Below are 17,318 nucleotides of genomic sequence, written 5' to 3' on the forward strand. Positions count from 1 at the left end.
ATGCATGGTAAATTAGCCGCATTAATGAATAGAGTATTTGTTAGAAAAAGATAAGTAGTTATGCATTGAGTCAATTCTCAAGCCAATGTAATCAAATCTTTCAATCCCAATGCCTGTAACGTAATGACATCTTAACGCGCGAGACTGAAGAAGCGTAACCAATATTAACCTATAGTTATTATCAATAAAACCAAGTAATTCATCGCCACTCAAGCCGCTATGAACTTTTTTTATAAAAGATAGCGTCCACGCGCGAGTTTGGTTGACGTGCTCGACACGGATAGGATTACCCGCATTTATTGCACAGGTGACACCGACAGTCCTTTCAGCATAGGGATATGATTTCATCTCTATGACTTTAGAAATACCATATTTTCTTTTAACGCTAAGGAGATCGAGCAGGTGCTCGACAGAGACGAGGGCACCAGACTCATCACCCAAACCATTTGCATTTAACGAATCACGTAAGTCAATACAATGTCGCAATGCAGATAACAGCAGATACTCATTCGTGACATCTTTCATGCTTCCCTCTCAAGGTGAATGGAAGCAGTACATTCAGTCAGTTTTATGCTTCTTTAGTTAACTGTAACCTACATTGAAAAATCTGAGAAGAATTAACTAAAAATTTACATAACGAGAACGCAAATGTTTCAAAAAGCGACGATATATGGCAGTGCATACGAGATCCATGTTTCTTAATGAGTCTGTTTTTCGTCACAAGCAAAGGTTTGCAAATGTGGAAACAACTCAAGTGAAATCAATACCCGGCTTTCTCTCATCATCAACACTTCCCTGCCGCTGCATGGCGGCGCGATTAAGATTTTACAACAAAAACAAGGCACTATAGTAATAATCGTTTTATTGCTGTAGCGTAATGCGTTCCTTTGACAACATTTTCACATTGCGAATGTGTTTATTTTATGTTGGGAAATATACTTTCCGATATGAATGCGTTATCATTACGTCCCAACTCGCCTGACTGGAGGGGTTATCCCCGACATCAAATTTAAGTGTCCGGTTTGCTCAGGAAAAACGTTCTTGTTCACCACGTTTAAAGCTGATTCAAACCAACCTCATGGTGCAGTATGTTCTCTTTGTGGAACACAACTCACTGCCATTTCATGCATACCAAAACTTCGCAGGAAGCGGTGGACCAAAAGAGTGCCGTGACGTAACTCGTTGAGCTTATACCAATGCCCGTTCTCTCCTGAGCAAAAATTGAGATTGTTAATGACTACAGCGTTGATATGCTCACTTTAATCAGGAGAGACATTAAATGATTTTTCCTGTGTAGTGGGGCCAAACCCACCTTGTTCAGCGATAACCGAACAACTCGCAGCAGCCACAAGCGTTAACACAATCCAAATTTTCATCATTTATCCCCAGTGATTTGGTCAAAAAAATAATTCTGGCACACAAAATGAAAATTGCATGATTTTTGAAAAAAACAGGATTTTTCCAGGCGGTTTCAGGCATCACTTCAACACAACGGCTTTAATGCGTCATAAATTGGTCTGATCGGTACTGCTGGCAAAGCGCGCGATTAACACTTCAATCGGAGTAATAACCCTGGCTGACTAATGGTTGGGAATAAAAAATTTAGCAAACCTTTATTTACGGATAACTCTGAAGATTAACCACAGATAAGCTAAAACTCAAAAAAAAGAAAAACCGGTACATCTCTACCCGGTTTTTTCAGACCACCAAATAATAAGGAATGCTTATTAATAAGGCGTGATGTTATCAGGACCACTCACCCGCGACCAGGGTATGCACATTGAAAGCATCATCCATTGAATGGCCAGTGGACTGAGAGCCTGGCGCGATGTTTGAGCCGGCTTCAACGTCGTGTGCGGAAGTGATTCCGATTTGCTGGGTTGCAGGTGTACTGGCAGAAGGCGTTGCAGGTTCAGCGGCAAATACACCGAATGAAAGTGCAGACAGCACAGCTGCTGCTGTTGCGATTTTAATATTTTTCATAATGGTTATTCTCTGGTTTGATTAGCACTTTTGAATCCAGGCGTCATTATCGCCCTTGTTAACAAGTGTAGATCCAGATCACATTTTTGACCAGCCCCATTATTTAGCTTTTCGTGTCAAATCAGGTAAAAATATATCAACAAGGTTAATTATGGAGATATTATGAAGAAATCTTATTTTTTATTAAATTTAAAACGCTGTTGATAATTTAATAATACAGAGGGGCGATATTTCTGGCAAACAGGCCGGTGGAACCCGGCCTGTTTAAAATTACATTTTATAACCGAGGGAAAGCGTGGTCCGTCTGTCTGTGTGTTCTGGCGCCGTCGCTGGTGGCTCTGAGTTCCAGGTAACGTTGTAGGCAACCTTAAGACCAAAGTGCTCGTTGATGGCGACATTCAGGGCGCTTTCAGAGTTCACCGTTGTGTCGTCTGAACCAAACACAGAAACACCCTGCGTAAATTTCGCCGTATCGGTCATCTGCCAGGCATAAGAGCCTGAAGCATAGCCTAAGGCCTGGGTTTCAGTTTCATCATTGGTGTACTTGTCATAACGAACACCCGGACCGAATTCAAAACGGAAACTGTGCACTGGCCCATTGAGGAACTGACGACCATAACCGGCCGTAAACACGTCGCGCTCGCGATAACCATTATAGCGGTCGGTCAGCCAGCTGGCCTGTCCGAATAAATAGTCTGCATCCGTCATGTTATAACGGCTACGTCCCCCTACAGCATATTTTTCAGAAGATCGCTCATCATTAGAAGAGGTATTGCTGGCATTCCCCCACAGAGACCAGGCGGTGGTATTACCATACCAGGTTAAAGTGGAGTCAGCGGTCAGTGAGGAACTCTTGGTGTTACCCGACTGGGCGAGATAGCCCGCATTAACAGCGCCTTCAAAAGGCTTCTTCGCGGAGGAAGGGTCATCCATGACAGTAAAAACGGAATCATCGGCAGCTGCATACATTGACGCAAACACGCCACCCAGCAGCATCACAGCCGCGGGTACTGTCTTCAAAAGCTTCATTTATTAAGAGTCCGTACAACAAAAAAAGAGACCTTTACGGTCCCGGAAACTTTCGTGAGGATCAACGACAGGCGGTCCATTGAAAGGTAACAAATTATAAAAAGCGCCGCATAACATAGCAATGAATTCTTCTTTCATTTTTTGAATAAGAACGATCTCAAAACGTGCTTTATTTCATATAGATATTCGCACGTAAAGCTTTCCATTTTATTGAAAATTATAGTGTTGTAACTTTCACTCTCGCCTGTTCGGTGCCAGACTTACATTCTTGCTGAGACAAGTCTGGCCTTAGGGTCATAAAGGGAGGTAATAGTAATGGTTAAGATTTATACGCTCACATTCGCCCCTTCTCTCGACAGCGCCACTCAGACGCCGCAAATTTACCCAGAAGGGAAACTCCGTTGTAGCTCACCGGTCTTTGAACCTGGCGGCGGTGGAATTAACGTCGCCCGCGCGATTACTTTTTTAGGTGGAAAGGCTACGGCGATTTTTCCCATAGGCGGCGCGACGGGTGAACATCTCGCCACCCTGCTAACTGAAGAACACGTTCCGGTAGAATGTGTTGAGGCGCGAGAATGGACACGCCAGAATCTCCACGTCCATGTGAACACCAGCGGGGAGCAATACCGCTTCGTCATGCCTGGCGCTACGCTGCATGAGGACGAAATTCGTAAGCTCGAAGAGAAAGTCACCCAAATTGAAGCCGGTTCACTGCTAGTGATAAGCGGCAGCCTTCCCCCCGGCGTTAGCCTTGAACGCTTTGTCGCATTAATTAAGTCAGCACAACAGCATGGCGTACGTTGCGTTGTTGATAGCTCCGGCGATGCACTGGCCGCCGCGCTGGATATCGGCAACATTGAGTTAGTCAAACCGAATCAGAAAGAGCTTAGCGCATTGGTGCAACGCGATTTAACTCAGCCAGATGATGTGCGCAAAGCAGCTGAAGAGATTATTCGTAGTGGAAAAGCTGCACGGGTAGTCGTGTCCCTCGGCGCTCAGGGCGCACTTGCCGTCGATGCAAAAAACTGCGTTCAGGTCGTACCGCCGCCGATAAAGAGTCAGAGTACCGTTGGCGCGGGTGACAGCATGGTCGGTGCAATGGTATTAAAACTGGCGGAAAATGCCGGGCTTGAGGAGATGGTGCGTTACGGCGTTGCCGCCGGGAGTGCAGCCACGATTAATCAGGGCACGCGTCTCTGCTCTCATGAAAACACGCAGCGAATCTTTGATTATCTGTCGCAGAATAAATAATAGCATCCGGCCCGGAATCTCCGGCCGGGTCGCGAAATCGCGCCAATCGACTATGCTAAAAAAATTCTATTGTTAACAATGAGGTGAATTATGAGCGGTGATATCGCCCGTTACGTCGTGACGATTAAATTTCAGGAAGAGACGCTGACTGAGCTTAATGAACTCAATAATCATCTGACCCGAGCCGGATTTACGCTTACACTCACGGATGATGACGGAAAAGTACATGAACTGGGCACCAACACATTCGGACTGGTTAGCCCGCTAAAAGATCAGGAAATTAAGGAGTTAGTGAGCGGCCTTGCCGATGCGGCTATCGACAAACCTGTTGATATTGACGTAATCACATTCGAGCAGTGGCTGAAAGATCAATAAATGCTGTTGCGGCATTTTAACTCCTGGTTGTGCGTTAGTTCGAGTTTTTGCACCGCATTTGTGCGCTAACCTTATGATCTGGCAGAAAACATGGGGAGAGACATCATGTGGCAAGCGATCGGTAACCTGTTAAGTGAACAACTCGGCAAAGGTGAAATCGAGCAGCGCGACGAACTGCCAGGCGGAGAAATCCACGCCGCATGGCATATTCGCTACGCAGGCCGCGATCTCTTTGTAAAATGCGATGAACGCGAGCTACTGCCCATCTTCACGGCGGAAGCTGATCAGCTCGAACTCTTGTCCCGTAGTAAAACCGTGGCGGTGCCGAAAGTTTACGCCGTCGGTTCAGACCGCGATTACAGCTTCCTGGTGATGGAATATCTCCCTCCCCGTCCGCTAGACGCACACAACGCATTCTTACTGGGGCAACAAATAGCGCGCCTCCATCAATGGAGCGACCAGCCGCAGTTTGGCCTCGACTTTGATAACGATCTCTCCACCACGCCACAGCCGAACGCCTGGCAGCGCCGCTGGTCGACCTTTTTCGCCGAGCAGCGAATTGGCTGGCAGCTGGAACTGGCTGCGGAAAAAGGGATGGAGTTTGGCGATATTGATGCCATTGTCGATCACGTTCAGCAACGCCTGAGCTCACATCAGCCGCAGCCTGCGTTATTGCATGGCGATTTGTGGTCCAACAACTGCGCGCTCGGCCCGAACGGCCCTTATATCTTCGATCCTGCCTGCTATTGGGGTGACCGTGAATGCGACCTGGCGATGCTGCCGCTGCATCCGGAGCAGCCGCCGCAAATCTATGACGGCTACCAGTCCGTTTCACCGCTGCCGGCCGATTTTCTTGAACGCCAGTCGGTCTATCAACTTTATACTTTGTTCAACCGGGCAATTCTGTTCGGAGGGCAGCATCTGGTGATTGCACAGAAAGCGCTGGATAACGTACTGGCCGCGTAGACCCAAAAGCGAAAGCCCCCGATTATCGGGGGCTTTATGATTAGTTCATCTGTACGCCTTTGAGACGGAATTCAATGTTCATGATCAAACCGTTACCTGGCTTGCCGGCTTCGTAGCGCCATTTCCGCATCGCCGCTTTCACGTCACGTTCGAACATATTCGACGGTTGCGCGGAAAGAATTTCAACGTTTTCCACTCGACCATCTGCCGTCACATCAAATTTCACGCGGACTTTACCTTCAATACGTAGCGCCAGTGCGCGAGACGGATAGCTTGGCTGTGAGCGATTTAACGCTTTCGGCCCCGCCGGTGCCGTGATCGTCGGCTTGCTGGTGCCCGTTTGGTTATTGGCAACAGAGCGTACTGGTGGCGCATCGTTGGTGGTCGTCGATAATGGACGGTTTTCAACCGGCTTCACTTCCGGCTTACGCTCTTCAACCTTTTTCACCGGCTTAGGTTTCGGTTTTGGCTTCGGCTTAGGTTTCGGTTTTTCAATGACCACCGGCGCTTCTTTTGGCGGTTCGGGAACCACTTCCGGTTCGGGCTCGGGTTCAGGTTCGGCTACGGGTTGTGGCGGCTGAACGGCCTGAGGCGGCTCGAGGTCGGAAGGCGCAACCATAGTAATGGAAATCGGCTGAGCGGGTGCGGGCAGTTCAATAACCTGATGTACCGAGGTGTAAAGCAGGCCCGCCACGACGGCACCGTGAATACCAACGGACAGCAATGTTGGCCACGGAAAGCGGCGAGGTAAATCAAGGGTCATTGAAGTCATAATCGTTACTGTTGAAAAATGATGAGTGTGATTTTAAATGCAAATAGCAATCATATTCAATAAGGCATCTTATCTTCCGTCAAGTTTCCGCCGCTTTTGCTGAAAAAAAGCACGCCCGTCCACCCTGCTTTATCATTGTTTTAACTTTGCATTGCAGTCGTTGCCGCTTTCACTTACCGTAATTTACAGCTAACTAAAACAGGAGTTCTGCCCGTGCTTTACGTCATTTACGCTGAAGATTACGCCGACACCCTTGAGAAACGTCTGTCCGTCCGCCCGGCTCACCTGGCCCGTTTACAACTGCTGCATGATGAAGGTCGTCTGCTGACAGCGGGCCCGATGCCTGCAGTTGATAGCAACGATCCTGGCGCTGCAGGTTTCAGCGGCTCAACGGTCATTGCTGAGTTCGAATCACTGGAAGCGGCGCAGTCCTGGGCACAGGACGACCCGTATGTGGCGGCGGGCGTGTATGAACGCGTGACCGTGCGTCCGTACAAAAAAGTATTCTGAGTCCAGAAAAACATCGGGCACCGCAAGCGGTGCCCTTTTTGCCATTAAAGATCGTATATGGCGTACAGCAAGCAATTACGCTGTCGCCCGACCAGGCATTTTCTGATGGAGTGGATACGCATATTACGGCGCGATTGCGCTTCCAGCCAACGGGCTTTGCGGCGGCTCGCCTGACGCAACATTCGCCAACGCCCCACTTCCGGTCTACTACGCTTCATTTCTACCGCTCTTATCGAAGAAGAGCCGTCATTATACCCCCGGTAAATCGGCTTACCAGCGCTTTTCCCTCGCGTTTTTATTTGCCAGATGAATCCTGATGCGTAAACTCATAACAAACGCTTTCAAAAGGACTTTCTGACTATGACAACCTTTTACACCGTCGTGAGTTGGCTGGCTATTCTGGGGTACTGGTTGTTAATTGCGGGGGTAACGCTGCGTATTCTGATGAAACGCCGCGCGGTTCCTTCGGCAATGGCATGGTTGCTGGTCATCTACATTCTACCGCTGGTCGGTATTATCGCCTATCTCTCGGTGGGCGAGCTTCATCTTGGGAAACGCCGGGCCGAGCGCGCACGTGCGATGTGGCCTTCCACCGCGAAATGGCTGAACGATCTCAAGGCTTGCAAACATATTTTCGCGGAAGATAACAGTCCGGTCGCCTCTTCTTTATTTAAGCTTTGCGAACGTCGCCAGGGCATTGCGGGCATGAAGGGAAACCAGCTTCAGCTACTGACCAGTTCGGACGACGTAATGCAGGCGCTGATCCGCGATATCCAACTGGCACGCCACAATATTGAGATGGTCTTTTACATCTGGCAGCCTGGTGGCATGGCCGATCAGGTTGCGGAATCACTGATGGCGGCGGCGCGACGCGGCGTTCACTGCCGATTGATGCTCGATTCTGCGGGCAGCGTCGCCTTCTTTCGCAGCCCATGGGCGGCAATGATGCGAAACTCAGGTATCGAAGTGGTTGAGGCGCTGAAAGTTAACCTGATGCGTGTCTTCCTCCGCCGCATGGATTTACGCCAGCATCGCAAAATGATCATGATTGACAACTACATTGCCTACACCGGCAGTATGAATATGGTCGATCCGCGCTTCTTTAAACAAGATTCCGGCGTGGGTCAGTGGGTTGATCTTATGGCGCGAATGGAAGGCCCGGTCGCCACCGGAATGGGTATTGTTTATTCCTGCGACTGGGAAATCGAAACAGGCAAGCGTATTCTGCCTCCTCCGCCCGATACCAATATCATGCCATTCGAAGAAGCCAGCGGGCACACGATTCACACCATTGCCTCTGGCCCGGGTTTCCCGGAAGATTTGATCCACCAGGCGCTGCTCACCGCCACCTACGCGGCGCGCGAGTATCTGATTATGACCACCCCCTACTTTGTGCCGAGCGACGACCTGCTGCATGCTATCTGTACCGCCGCACAGCGCGGTGTGGACGTCAGCATTATCCTGCCGCGTAAGAATGACTCGGTACTTGTCGGCTGGGCCAGCCGCGCATTCTTTACCGAGCTGCTGGCGGCTGGCGTTAAAATTTATCAGTTTGAAGGCGGCCTGTTGCACACGAAAAGCGTGCTGGTCGATGGCGAATTAAGCCTCGTGGGGACCGTTAACCTGGATATGCGCAGCCTGTGGCTTAACTTCGAAATTACGCTGGTGATCGATGACGCCGGTTTCGGTGGCGATCTCGCGGCGGTACAGGATGATTATATCTCCCGCTCTCGCCTGCTGGATGCCCGTTTATGGGTAAAACGCCCGTTCTGGCACCGCATCGCCGAGCGACTGTTTTACTTCTTTAGCCCGTTGCTGTAAAACGTGCCCATCAGATGTTAAACAGGTAATCATCATGGATATGGATTTAAACAATCGCCTGACCGAAGACGAAACGCTCGAACAGGCTTACGATATTTTTCTCGAACTGGCGGTTGATAACCTCGATCCCGCGGATGTCATTCTGTTTAACTTACAGTTTGAAGAGCGTGGCGGTGCAGAGTTATTTGACCCGTCAGAAGACTGGCAGGATCACGTTGATTTCGATTTGAATCCGGACTTCTTCGCCGAAGTGGTCATTGGCCTTGCCGATACCGACGGTGGCGAAATTAACGATATCTTTGCGCGCGTCCTGTTGTGTCGCGAGAAAGACCACAAGTTGTGCCACATTCTCTGGCGCGAATAAGATGTGTGAAGGGGCAGCCAGCGCTGCCCCTTTTTTATGCTTCCGGTAGTTTCCCACCGCATGCTTTACAATATTTCGCGGCGGTTTCATGCCCACTCTGCTGGCAATCCGGGCAAATTCTTGCCAACTGACGTTTAGCGATTTCACCGCTCATTTGCGAGGTAATAATGCCAGTCGGAATCGCAATAACGGAATAACCAATCAAAATCAGCAGCGATGCGACGGCCCGACCAGGCGCCGTATGCGGCGTGATATCACCGTAACCTACGGTTGTTACAGTAACAATAGCCCAGTAAACCGAGGTGCTTAAGGTAGTGAAGCCATTCGCCGGCCCTTCAATGCCGTACATTAATGCGCCCGCGACAACCATCACAATCGAGATAAATGCGTAGAACAGAATGAGCTGATGACGCGATTTTACAATCGCTCCCCAGATGCCACTTAATGCGGGCATCAGGCGTAATAATTTCAGAATACGCAGCACGCGAATAACGCGCATTGCTCGCCAGGCAAAAAGGTAATCGATGCCAATTTGCGGCCAGAGCATTATCACGTAAAACGGTAAAATAGTGGCAAGGTCGATAACCCCCCAGAGACTAAAAACATAGCGCGCAGGCTGCGGCCAACTGAATACACGCAACAAATATTCGAGGGTAAATACCAGCGTGAAGAAGACTTCCACCCATACAAAAAGGTGCCATTCATCGTACGTCAGGTGATAAGTGGTTCCGACGCCTGATTCAATAAAAATCACCAATACGCTTAACAGGGCAAATAACCCGCACAGCGCTTCAAAACGCCGGGCAGAACGCCGATTATGGTCGAATAGCGCGTGATATATCCGTCGACGAAATGTTTGCATAACCAACACGTTTTAACCTCATAAGAAAAAGGGCTGACAATTGTCAGCCCTTGCGATTATAACGGGTCTACCTTCAGGCAGGAAACCGCGTGCCGGAAGCGGCCCTCCAGCACCGGTCGGGTTTTCGCACACTCCGGCCCGGCTATCGGGCAGCGGGTGCGGAAGACACAGCCCGACGGTGGGTTAATCGGCGACGGCAGTTCCCCCTCCAGCAACTGAATGGTTTTCTGCTTTTCCAGATCCGGATCGGGCACCGGCACCGCCGACATCAGCGCTTTGGTATAAGGATGCAGCGGATTGTGGTACACCTCGTCATAGGTCCCCAGTTCCACCGCATGACCCAGATACATCACCAGCACGCGGTCGGAAATATGTTTCACCACCGCCAGATCGTGGGCGATAAAAATTAACGACAGGCCCATTTCGCGCTGCAACTGCTGCAACAGATTCACCACCTGCGCCTGAATCGACACATCCAGCGCCGAAACGGGTTCATCGCAAATAATCAGTTTTGGTTCAAGGATCAGCGCACGCGCGATGCCAATGCGCTGACACTGACCGCCGGAGAATTCATGCGGATAGCGGTTAACCAGGTTCGGCAACAGCCCCACTTTCATCATCATCGCTTTCACCCGATCGCGCACTTCCTGGCGCGGCATTTTCGGATGATAAGTGCGCAGCGGCTCGGCAATAATTTCACCAATGGTCATGCGCGGGTTGAGCGAGGCGAGTGGATCCTGGAAAATCATCTGAATATCACTACGCACGTCGCGCCATTCTTCCGGCTTCATGCCCAGCAAATCTTTCCCAAGCCAGGCCACGCGGCCATCGGTGGCTTTCACCAGGCCGATAATCGCACGCGCAAAGGTCGATTTTCCGCAGCCAGACTCCCCCACCACGCCCAGCGTTTCCCCTTCGTACAATCGCAGCGTCACACCATCAACGGCTTTCAGGGTTTTGGACGGTTGCCAGAACCACTGTTTACCATCTTTAATATCAAAGTGGACTTTTAAGTCGGCGATTTCGAGCAGAATTTTTCTATCTTCAATGACGGCGTTCATACCAGTTCCCCCACAGGCTTAAAGCAGGCGCGCAAGCGACCCGGCGCAAATGGCTCCAGCGGCGGCGCGCTGCTGCAAATTTCCATAGCATGTGGGCAGCGTGGCTGGAATGGACACCCTTTCGGCAAACGAAGCAGGTTCGGTGGGTTACCCGGAATGGTCAGCAACGATTCGCCTTCGGCATCAAGGCGCGGTACCGCATTCAGCAGGCCAATAGAGTAAGGATGCGCCGGGTGATAGAACACATCACGCGCGTTGCCATATTCCATGGTGCGCCCGGCGTACATCACCAGCACTTTATCGCAGATACCCGCAACGACGCCGAGATCGTGGGTAATCATGATAATCGCGGTATTGAACTCGCGCTTTAGCTCGTTGAGCAGCGTCATGATTTGCGCCTGTACTGTAACATCCAGCGCAGTAGTGGGTTCATCGGCAATCAGCAGCTTAGGCCGACACAGTAATGCCATTGCGATCATCACGCGCTGGCGCATGCCGCCAGAAAACTCATGCGGATACATTTTCATGCGCTTACGCGCTTCCGGCATTTTTACTGCATCAAGCATTTTGACCGACTCTTCAAACGCTTCGGCCTTGCTCATGTTTTTGTGCAGCACAAGGACTTCCATCAACTGCTCACCGACACGCATATACGGGTTCAGTGAGGTCATGGGGTCCTGGAAGATCATCGAGATTTGCTCGGCACGCAGTTTATTCAGCGCGTGTTCAGGCAGGTTAAGGATCTCTTTACCGTTAAAGGTGGCCGAACCGCCAATTCGCCCATTGCCCGCCAACAGCCCCATCAGGGCAAAGGCGGTTTGCGATTTGCCGGAACCGGACTCACCGACGATGCCCAGAGTTTCCCCGGCGTGCAGATTAAAGTTGAGGTCGTTCACCGCCGTCACATCGCCATCGGGCGTTTTAAACGTCACGCGCAGATCTTTTACATCCAGCAGCAGGCCCGTTTGCGCCTGCGTTTGCGGCGCTTTAGCCGTATCAATTACGCTCATCACGGCTCTCCTTAACGGTCTTTCGGGTCGAGGGCATCACGCAGGCCATCGCCGATAAAGTTGAAACAGAACAAAGTGACCACCAGGAAACCCGCCGGGAACAGCAGCAACCATGGAGACACTTCCATCGAGTTGGCGCCGTCGCTCAGCAACGCGCCCCAGCTGCTCAGCGGCTCCTGGGTACCCAGCCCCAGGAAGCTAAGGAAAGATTCAAACAGAATCATGCTCGGAACCAGCAGCGATGCGTAAACCACCACCACGCCAAGCACGTTCGGCACAATGTGGCGCACTACGATGCTGCCAGTAGAAACACCGCCGACCTGTGCGGCTTCGATAAACTCTTTGCGTTTCAGGCTGAGCGTTTGCCCACGGACGATACGCGCCATATCCAGCCAGGAGACCATACCGATAGCCACGAAAATCAACAGGATGTTCTGACCAAAGAAGGTCACCAGCAGGATAACGAAGAACATAAACGGGAAGGAGTTAAGGATTTCCAGCAGGCGCATCATGACCGAGTCGACTTTGCCGCCAAGGTAACCGGACAGCGAACCGTATAGTGTGCCGACAATCACCGCCACCAGCGCCGCGGCAATTCCGACCATCAGAGAGATACGTCCACCAATCGCCACACGCACCAGCAGGTCACGCCCGGAGGAGTCAGTACCAAAGTAGTGACCGGACTCCATATCTGGCGCACTCGACATCATGCCCCAGTCCGTATCGAAATAGGAGAACTGCGACAACATCGGCGCCAGGCTGACGAACAGAGCGATCAGCACTAATACCGCCAGGCTGGCAACCGCTGCACGGTTATGCATAAAGCGACGGCGCGCATCCTGCCACAGGCTGCGACCTTCAACATCCAGTTGTTCACTGAAGTTCTCCAGCGCCTCGCTATTTTTCTTACTCAATATCATGGCGAACTCCAGACTCAGTAACGGATTTTAGGGTCAATCACGGCGTAAAGCACATCCACGACCGCGTTAAACAAGATAGTCAGCGCGCCGACCAGAATGGTCAGGCTCAGCACCAGCGAATAATCGCGGTTCAGCGCCCCGTTGACGAACAGTTGCCCAATCCCCGGCAGGCCATATATGGTTTCGATGACCATTGAACCGGTGATGATGCCGACAAACGCGGGCCCCATATAGGAGAGCACCGGCAGCAACGCAGGTTTTAAGGCGTGACGAAAAATAATCCGCCGCATCGGCAGGCCTTTGGCGCGCGCGGTGCGGATAAAGTTGGAGTGCAGCACTTCGATCATCGAGCCGCGGGTGATACGCGCGATACTGGCGATATAGGCCAGAGACAACGCCACCATCGGCAGGATCATAAATTTCAGCGCCCCGCCGTTCCAGCCTCCGCCGGGAAGCCATTTCAGCGTAATCGCGAAGATCATCACCAGCAACGGCGCAACGACAAAACTGGGTATCACCACTCCGGTCATGGCGATACCCATTACCGAATAGTCCCATTTGGTGTTTTGTTTAAGCGCCGCAATCACACCCGCTGTAACGCCTAATACCACCGCCAGAATAAAGGCGGCTGCTCCTAATTTCGCCGATACCGGGAAGCTGCTCGCCACCAGATCGTTAACCGAATAATCTTTATATTTAAAAGAGGGTCCGAAATCGCCGTGCGCCAGTTGCTTCAGGTAACTGAAGTATTGCGTGGTGATGGGATCGTTTAAGTGGTATTTCGCTTCAATGTTCGCCATGACTTCTGGCGGTAAGGTGCGCTCACCGGTGAAGGGACTTCCCGGCGCAAGGCGCATCATAAAGAATGAAATGGTAATAAGAATAAATAGCGTCGGAATCGCTTCCAGACAGCGACGAAGTATAAATTTCAACATTGCCCGTACCTTTTGGCCAGTGCCTTCAATAATGCGATAAGCGAGACACCGTGAGACAGGACGAGCCTGCCTCACGTATTGCCATTAGTGCTTCACAATGTACATATTTTTAGTATACGTATTATCCATTGGGTCTTTGCCGGTATAACCGCCAACCCACGGTTTCACCAGACGGGCGTTCACGTAGTAATAAACCGGAACTATCGCACTGTCTTTATCCAGTTGCTGCTCTGCTTTATCGTACAGCGCCGTACGCTGTGCCTCGTCGGTAGCTTTCAGCGTTTCCGCCATAATGCTGTCGAATGCCGGGCTCTTATAGTGCGGGGTATTCATCGAGCTATTAGAAAGCATCATATTAAGGAAGGATGTCGGTTCGTTATAATCGGCACACCAGCCCGCACGCGCTACATCAAAGGTTCCCTGATGACGTGTATCGAGGAAGGTTTTCCACTCCTGGTTGACCAGTTTAACATTGACGCCGATATTTTTCTTCCAGATTGAAGAGGCGGCAATAGCCAGTTTCTTATGCAGATCGGACGTGTTGTACAGCAGGTTAATGGTTAACGGTTTGTCTGCCGTATAGCCCGCTTCCGCCAGCAGTTTTTTCGCTTCTTCATTACGTTTATCCTGGCTCCAGCTAAACCACTCTGGCTGCGTTAATTTCGCGCCATCGGTGTATGGCGGAGTGAAGCCAAATGCCGGTTTATCGCCCTGCGCTTTTACTTTATTGACGATAATGTCGCGGTCCATACCCAGCTTCAACGCGGTACGTACGCGCACATCGGTAAATGGCGCCCGTTGGTTATTAATTTCGTAGTAATAGGTGCACAGATACGGATCGACGTGAACTTCGTCAGGGATCTCTTTTTTCAGTTTCTGGAACAGTTCAATCGGCATGTTGTTATAGGTCATGTCAATTTCACCGCTGCGATAGCGGTTAACGTCGGTCACTTCAGAAGAAATAGGCAGGTAGGTAACCTGATTAATGACAGTTTTGGCGTTATCCCAGTAGGTGGGGCTACGTTCAAGTACAATTCGCTCGTTGACCACCCAGTCTTTTAATTTATAAGCGCCGTTGGTCACGATGTTCGCAGGCTGGGTCCATTTCTCCCCAAATTTCTCTATGGCGGCTTTAGGAACCGGAGAGGTTGACGGGTGCACCAGCAGTTTATAAAAGTACGGAACCGGTTCACTTAAGGTGACTTCTAAGGTGTGGTCATCAACGGCTTTCACACCCAGATCGGTAATCGGTTTTTTCCCTTCGAGGATGCCATCAATATTGGCGATATGGCCATATTGCAGATAGCTGGCGTATGGGGATGCCGTTTTCGGGTCAACCGAACGCTGCCAGCTATAGACGAAATCTTGTGCAGTTACCGGAGAGCCATCCGACCATTTTGCATCTTTACGCAGATGGAAGGTCCAGACTTTAAAATCTTTATTGTCCCAGGATTCCGCCACGCCCGGAGACGGGTGACCATCGAGGTCGCTGACCAGCAGGCCTTCAAACAGATCGCGACTGATATTCGATTCAGGAACGCCTTCAATTTTGTGCGGATCAAGAGACTGTACTTCAGAGCCGTTATTACGCACCAGCGTCTGTTTTTCTGCCAACTGTACGCCTGCGGGCACATCAGCAGCCATTGCTGCATTCCCTGCCAATAGCGCCGTGAAAATTCCCGCAGCGATTACGCTTTTCTTCGTGATGATGGACATTGTGTTGATACTCCGCTCATTATAATTACTGGATCTTGCCAGCCTGTTATCCCCTTTGGGGTCTCTGTACAGCGCAGGAGCTTTTGCGTCTGCCAGTTTTTTGGGTACTGCTTGCTATCACCGACTTTTTTATTACGGCCGCTCTTTGGCAGCCTGTCGTCGATTCATTCAAGGTGTCTCCCCTGTCGAGCCACCTGGGTTATCTCTTCATTACCCGCGACGGTATAAGGCCGGAAAGTACCAAATGCCCTTCTTCGCCGCCAATATAATTTGCAAATTTGTTAAGCAATTCTCTTTTCATCGACATCCGGCCGCTTTACCAGTGAATTCAACGCTCAGCTGATTTAAGACAACTCGTTATTGTTCAAAGAGATAGCGACGTTATCTCAGACAATCAGCGTATCAATGAAACACCAGCTCACTTTATATACAAACAATTAACATTTGTTCATTATTTAGTACATTAATCTGTCGGATGGTCAAAATTACTAATATCATTTCGATAATCCGACAGCAAGCGTAACAGTATAGTGTGAGAGAAATAACATAAGAGATGGCCATGCCCGACAGAGGATATATCACTAACGCAATGATATTATTGTATTTTATCTATCATCACTAAGACTTATCGTTCATGCCATTAGCACTATATTTGATATGATTTGCGAATAATGAAGCAGCTGGCAGAGTCTGCTACCCTGCCAGCTAAGGAAGGAGGTTAGTTCACAAGCCCTGGGAAAATGGCTTTTATTCCGGTCACAATAAATTCAATCCCCAGCGCCATCAGCAATAAACCCATAATACGGGTGATGACGTTGATACCTGTCTGCCCTAATAAGCGTACCAGCCAGGGCGCAATGCGAAAGAGCCCCCAACAACAGAAAGCAAACAGCGCGATGGCCACCGTAAAACCGGCGAGATAAGGAAGCGTATGAAAGCGCGTCCCCCATACGATAGTGGAGCTGATTGCGCCAGGCCCTGCCATCAACGGCAGCGCTAAGGGTACGACGCCAACACTTTCGCGAATCGCCGTCTCCGATTTTTCCTGTTTGTTCTGCTTATCTTCCCCCAGCTTACCGCTGATCATCGACATTGCGATGGTGACCACCAGGATACCGCCCGCAATACGGAAGGAGTCGATGGAGATCCCGAAGAGTTGCAAAATGCCATCGCCGAGAAACAGCGAGGTCCACAAAATAATGGCGACGGAGAGGTTCGCCGTCATATTGGTTTTATTACGCGCGGCCGCCGTCTGGTAACTGGTCATACTGATGAAGACGGGGATAATCCCGACCGGGTTGACCAGCGCGAATAGCCCAATAAAAAACTTCACAAAAATCGGAAAATCAAACAGAGCCTGAGTCACGTGAACTCCGAAACACCATAAAAAGTGGTAGTTGACGAAAAATGAATACAAAAACTCTGCAGAAGATACGCTGTTTGGCGGCATACTTCACCAGAATTCTGCAAAAATCACGCAAATACAGAATGTTATATATTAATTTAAATTATGCTAATGTGCATATCAATCACCACAACCCATAGTTAACAATTTACAATCTTTACTAAAATGGGGCTGCTGAAAGGTGTCAGCTTGGCATATTTTTGACGCCGATCACATATTTCATACTCAGAAGTGAGTAATCTTGATGACGCCGACAGATTTCAGGGAAATTCTCTGAAAGCCGTTCAGGCAAGGCTCTTTGAGTTCAAAGCTCTTTTAGTAAATCAGTGAATCGGGAA

The 17,318-nt window shown here is 50.1% G+C and carries 19 protein-coding genes; 7 read left to right on the top strand and 12 right to left on the bottom strand.

Going from position 1 to position 17,318, the window contains the following annotated elements; translation table 11 throughout:
* Positions 1-21: 21 nt before the first annotated feature.
* Entirely contained in the window at positions 22-525 is a 504-nt protein-coding gene (locus NMC31_RS12610; RefSeq protein ID WP_253898129.1) for a hypothetical protein, read from the bottom strand.
* Between the two features lie 426 nt (positions 526-951).
* On the opposite strand from NMC31_RS12610, the gene ymcF reads away from it, so the two are divergent.
* Positions 952-1,173, top strand: coding sequence for a cold shock small protein YmcF (gene ymcF, locus NMC31_RS26370; RefSeq protein ID WP_495553253.1), 222 nt, complete (start codon positions 952-954; stop codon positions 1,171-1,173).
* Between the two features lie 573 nt (positions 1,174-1,746).
* Here the strand turns inward: ymcF and NMC31_RS12615 are convergent.
* A complete protein-coding gene (locus tag NMC31_RS12615; RefSeq protein WP_253898130.1) occupies positions 1,747-1,983 on the bottom strand; it encodes a YdgH/BhsA/McbA family protein in 237 nt (78 codons plus the stop codon).
* 270 nt (positions 1,984-2,253) lie between these two features.
* Positions 2,254-3,012, bottom strand: coding sequence for a DUF481 domain-containing protein (locus NMC31_RS12620; RefSeq protein ID WP_253898131.1), 759 nt, complete (start codon positions 3,010-3,012; stop codon positions 2,254-2,256).
* 315 nt (positions 3,013-3,327) lie between these two features.
* Between NMC31_RS12620 and pfkB the strand changes: the two genes are divergently transcribed.
* The 3 genes from pfkB (at position 3,328) to NMC31_RS12635 (ending at position 5,604) form a co-directional block, all read left to right on the top strand.
* Positions 3,328-4,263 (top strand): 6-phosphofructokinase II, encoded by a 936-nt coding sequence (gene pfkB, locus NMC31_RS12625; RefSeq protein WP_149462698.1) that lies wholly within the window; start codon positions 3,328-3,330, stop codon positions 4,261-4,263.
* Between the two features lie 90 nt (positions 4,264-4,353).
* The gene (ghoS, locus tag NMC31_RS12630) at positions 4,354-4,638 is read left to right on the top strand and encodes a type V toxin-antitoxin system endoribonuclease antitoxin GhoS (protein ID WP_436650233.1); all 285 of its coding nucleotides are present in this window, start codon (positions 4,354-4,356) and stop codon (positions 4,636-4,638) included.
* Positions 4,639-4,743: 105 nt separating this feature from the next.
* On the top strand, positions 4,744-5,604 hold the full coding sequence (locus NMC31_RS12635) for a fructosamine kinase family protein (protein WP_149462700.1): 861 nt from the start codon (positions 4,744-4,746) through the stop codon (positions 5,602-5,604).
* Between the two features lie 40 nt (positions 5,605-5,644).
* Here the strand turns inward: NMC31_RS12635 and tonB are convergent, their stop codons facing one another.
* Positions 5,645-6,367: a TonB system transport protein TonB gene (tonB, locus tag NMC31_RS12640; protein WP_253898175.1), complete on the bottom strand. Its 723-nt coding sequence runs from the start codon at positions 6,365-6,367 to the stop codon at positions 5,645-5,647.
* 222 nt (positions 6,368-6,589) lie between these two features.
* Between tonB and NMC31_RS12645 the strand changes: the two genes are divergently transcribed.
* Positions 6,590-6,886: a YciI family protein gene (locus tag NMC31_RS12645; RefSeq protein WP_015964170.1), complete on the top strand. Its 297-nt coding sequence runs from the start codon at positions 6,590-6,592 to the stop codon at positions 6,884-6,886.
* 44 nt (positions 6,887-6,930) lie between these two features.
* Here the strand turns inward: NMC31_RS12645 and NMC31_RS12650 are convergent, their stop codons facing one another.
* Entirely contained in the window at positions 6,931-7,104 is a 174-nt protein-coding gene (locus NMC31_RS12650; protein ID WP_146745496.1) for a YciY family protein, read from the bottom strand.
* Positions 7,105-7,246: 142 nt separating this feature from the next.
* Here NMC31_RS12650 and cls point away from each other — a divergent pair, with 142 nt between their 5' ends.
* Both cls and NMC31_RS12660 read left to right on the top strand, forming a co-directional pair.
* Positions 7,247-8,707 carry a cardiolipin synthase gene (cls, locus tag NMC31_RS12655; RefSeq protein ID WP_015964168.1) on the top strand — a complete coding sequence of 487 codons (1,461 nt, stop codon included), beginning with the start codon at positions 7,247-7,249 and terminating at the stop codon, positions 8,705-8,707.
* 34 nt (positions 8,708-8,741) lie between these two features.
* Positions 8,742-9,071 carry an HI1450 family dsDNA-mimic protein gene (locus NMC31_RS12660; protein ID WP_149462703.1) on the top strand — a complete coding sequence of 110 codons (330 nt, stop codon included), beginning with the start codon at positions 8,742-8,744 and terminating at the stop codon, positions 9,069-9,071.
* Between the two features lie 34 nt (positions 9,072-9,105).
* Here the strand turns inward: NMC31_RS12660 and NMC31_RS12665 are convergent, their stop codons facing one another.
* From NMC31_RS12665 to NMC31_RS12695, 7 genes are all read right to left on the bottom strand, one after another.
* The gene (locus tag NMC31_RS12665) at positions 9,106-9,933 is read right to left on the bottom strand and encodes an ion transporter (protein ID WP_253898132.1); all 828 of its coding nucleotides are present in this window, start codon (positions 9,931-9,933) and stop codon (positions 9,106-9,108) included.
* A 56-nt stretch (positions 9,934-9,989) separates the two neighbouring features.
* A complete protein-coding gene (gene oppF / locus NMC31_RS12670) occupies positions 9,990-10,994 on the bottom strand; it encodes a murein tripeptide/oligopeptide ABC transporter ATP-binding protein OppF (protein WP_253898133.1) in 1,005 nt (334 codons plus the stop codon).
* On the bottom strand, positions 10,991-12,004 hold the full coding sequence (locus tag NMC31_RS12675) for an ABC transporter ATP-binding protein (protein ID WP_253898134.1): 1,014 nt from the start codon (positions 12,002-12,004) through the stop codon (positions 10,991-10,993). The genes oppF and NMC31_RS12675 overlap by 4 nt, the downstream gene beginning before the upstream one ends.
* An 11-nt stretch (positions 12,005-12,015) precedes the next feature.
* On the bottom strand, positions 12,016-12,924 hold the full coding sequence (gene oppC, locus NMC31_RS12680) for an oligopeptide ABC transporter permease OppC (protein WP_253898135.1): 909 nt from the start codon (positions 12,922-12,924) through the stop codon (positions 12,016-12,018).
* Positions 12,925-12,938: 14 nt separating this feature from the next.
* Positions 12,939-13,859, bottom strand: coding sequence for an oligopeptide ABC transporter permease OppB (gene oppB / locus NMC31_RS12685; RefSeq protein WP_108476864.1), 921 nt, complete (start codon positions 13,857-13,859; stop codon positions 12,939-12,941).
* 84 nt (positions 13,860-13,943) lie between these two features.
* Positions 13,944-15,575 carry an oligopeptide ABC transporter substrate-binding protein OppA gene (gene oppA, locus NMC31_RS12690; RefSeq protein WP_253898136.1) on the bottom strand — a complete coding sequence of 544 codons (1,632 nt, stop codon included), beginning with the start codon at positions 15,573-15,575 and terminating at the stop codon, positions 13,944-13,946.
* Positions 15,576-16,293: 718 nt separating this feature from the next.
* Entirely contained in the window at positions 16,294-16,941 is a 648-nt protein-coding gene (locus tag NMC31_RS12695) for a YchE family NAAT transporter (protein WP_015964160.1), read from the bottom strand.
* Positions 16,942-17,318: the final 377 nt, after the last annotated feature.

The sequence above is a fragment of the Pseudocitrobacter vendiensis genome (genome assembly GCF_943590815.1).
GTDB lineage: Bacteria > Pseudomonadota > Gammaproteobacteria > Enterobacterales > Enterobacteriaceae > Pseudocitrobacter > Pseudocitrobacter vendiensis.

What these genes read in the sequence shown, in the direction of transcription:
- NMC31_RS12620 (WP_253898131.1), bottom strand. Translation starts at nt 3,012, where the DNA reads ATGAAGCTTTTGAAGACAGTACCCGCGGCTGTGATGCTGCTGGGTGGC.
- oppB (WP_108476864.1), bottom strand. Translation starts at nt 13,859, where the DNA reads ATGTTGAAATTTATACTTCGTCGCTGTCTGGAAGCGATTCCGACGCTA.
- cls (WP_015964168.1), top strand. Translation starts at nt 7,247, where the DNA reads ATGACAACCTTTTACACCGTCGTGAGTTGGCTGGCTATTCTGGGGTAC.
- ymcF (WP_495553253.1), top strand. Translation starts at nt 952, where the DNA reads ATGCGTTATCATTACGTCCCAACTCGCCTGACTGGAGGGGTTATCCCC.
- NMC31_RS12675 (WP_253898134.1), bottom strand. Translation starts at nt 12,004, where the DNA reads ATGAGCGTAATTGATACGGCTAAAGCGCCGCAAACGCAGGCGCAAACG.
- oppA (WP_253898136.1), bottom strand. Translation starts at nt 15,575, where the DNA reads ATGTCCATCATCACGAAGAAAAGCGTAATCGCTGCGGGAATTTTCACG.
- NMC31_RS12660 (WP_149462703.1), top strand. Translation starts at nt 8,742, where the DNA reads ATGGATATGGATTTAAACAATCGCCTGACCGAAGACGAAACGCTCGAA.
- NMC31_RS12610 (WP_253898129.1), bottom strand. Translation starts at nt 525, where the DNA reads ATGAAAGATGTCACGAATGAGTATCTGCTGTTATCTGCATTGCGACAT.
- tonB (WP_253898175.1), bottom strand. Translation starts at nt 6,367, where the DNA reads ATGACCCTTGATTTACCTCGCCGCTTTCCGTGGCCAACATTGCTGTCC.
- NMC31_RS12615 (WP_253898130.1), bottom strand. Translation starts at nt 1,983, where the DNA reads ATGAAAAATATTAAAATCGCAACAGCAGCAGCTGTGCTGTCTGCACTT.
- NMC31_RS12650 (WP_146745496.1), bottom strand. Translation starts at nt 7,104, where the DNA reads ATGAAGCGTAGTAGACCGGAAGTGGGGCGTTGGCGAATGTTGCGTCAG.
- NMC31_RS12635 (WP_149462700.1), top strand. Translation starts at nt 4,744, where the DNA reads ATGTGGCAAGCGATCGGTAACCTGTTAAGTGAACAACTCGGCAAAGGT.
- oppF (WP_253898133.1), bottom strand. Translation starts at nt 10,994, where the DNA reads ATGAACGCCGTCATTGAAGATAGAAAAATTCTGCTCGAAATCGCCGAC.
- ghoS (WP_436650233.1), top strand. Translation starts at nt 4,354, where the DNA reads ATGAGCGGTGATATCGCCCGTTACGTCGTGACGATTAAATTTCAGGAA.
- pfkB (WP_149462698.1), top strand. Translation starts at nt 3,328, where the DNA reads ATGGTTAAGATTTATACGCTCACATTCGCCCCTTCTCTCGACAGCGCC.
- oppC (WP_253898135.1), bottom strand. Translation starts at nt 12,924, where the DNA reads ATGATATTGAGTAAGAAAAATAGCGAGGCGCTGGAGAACTTCAGTGAA.
- NMC31_RS12665 (WP_253898132.1), bottom strand. Translation starts at nt 9,933, where the DNA reads ATGCAAACATTTCGTCGACGGATATATCACGCGCTATTCGACCATAAT.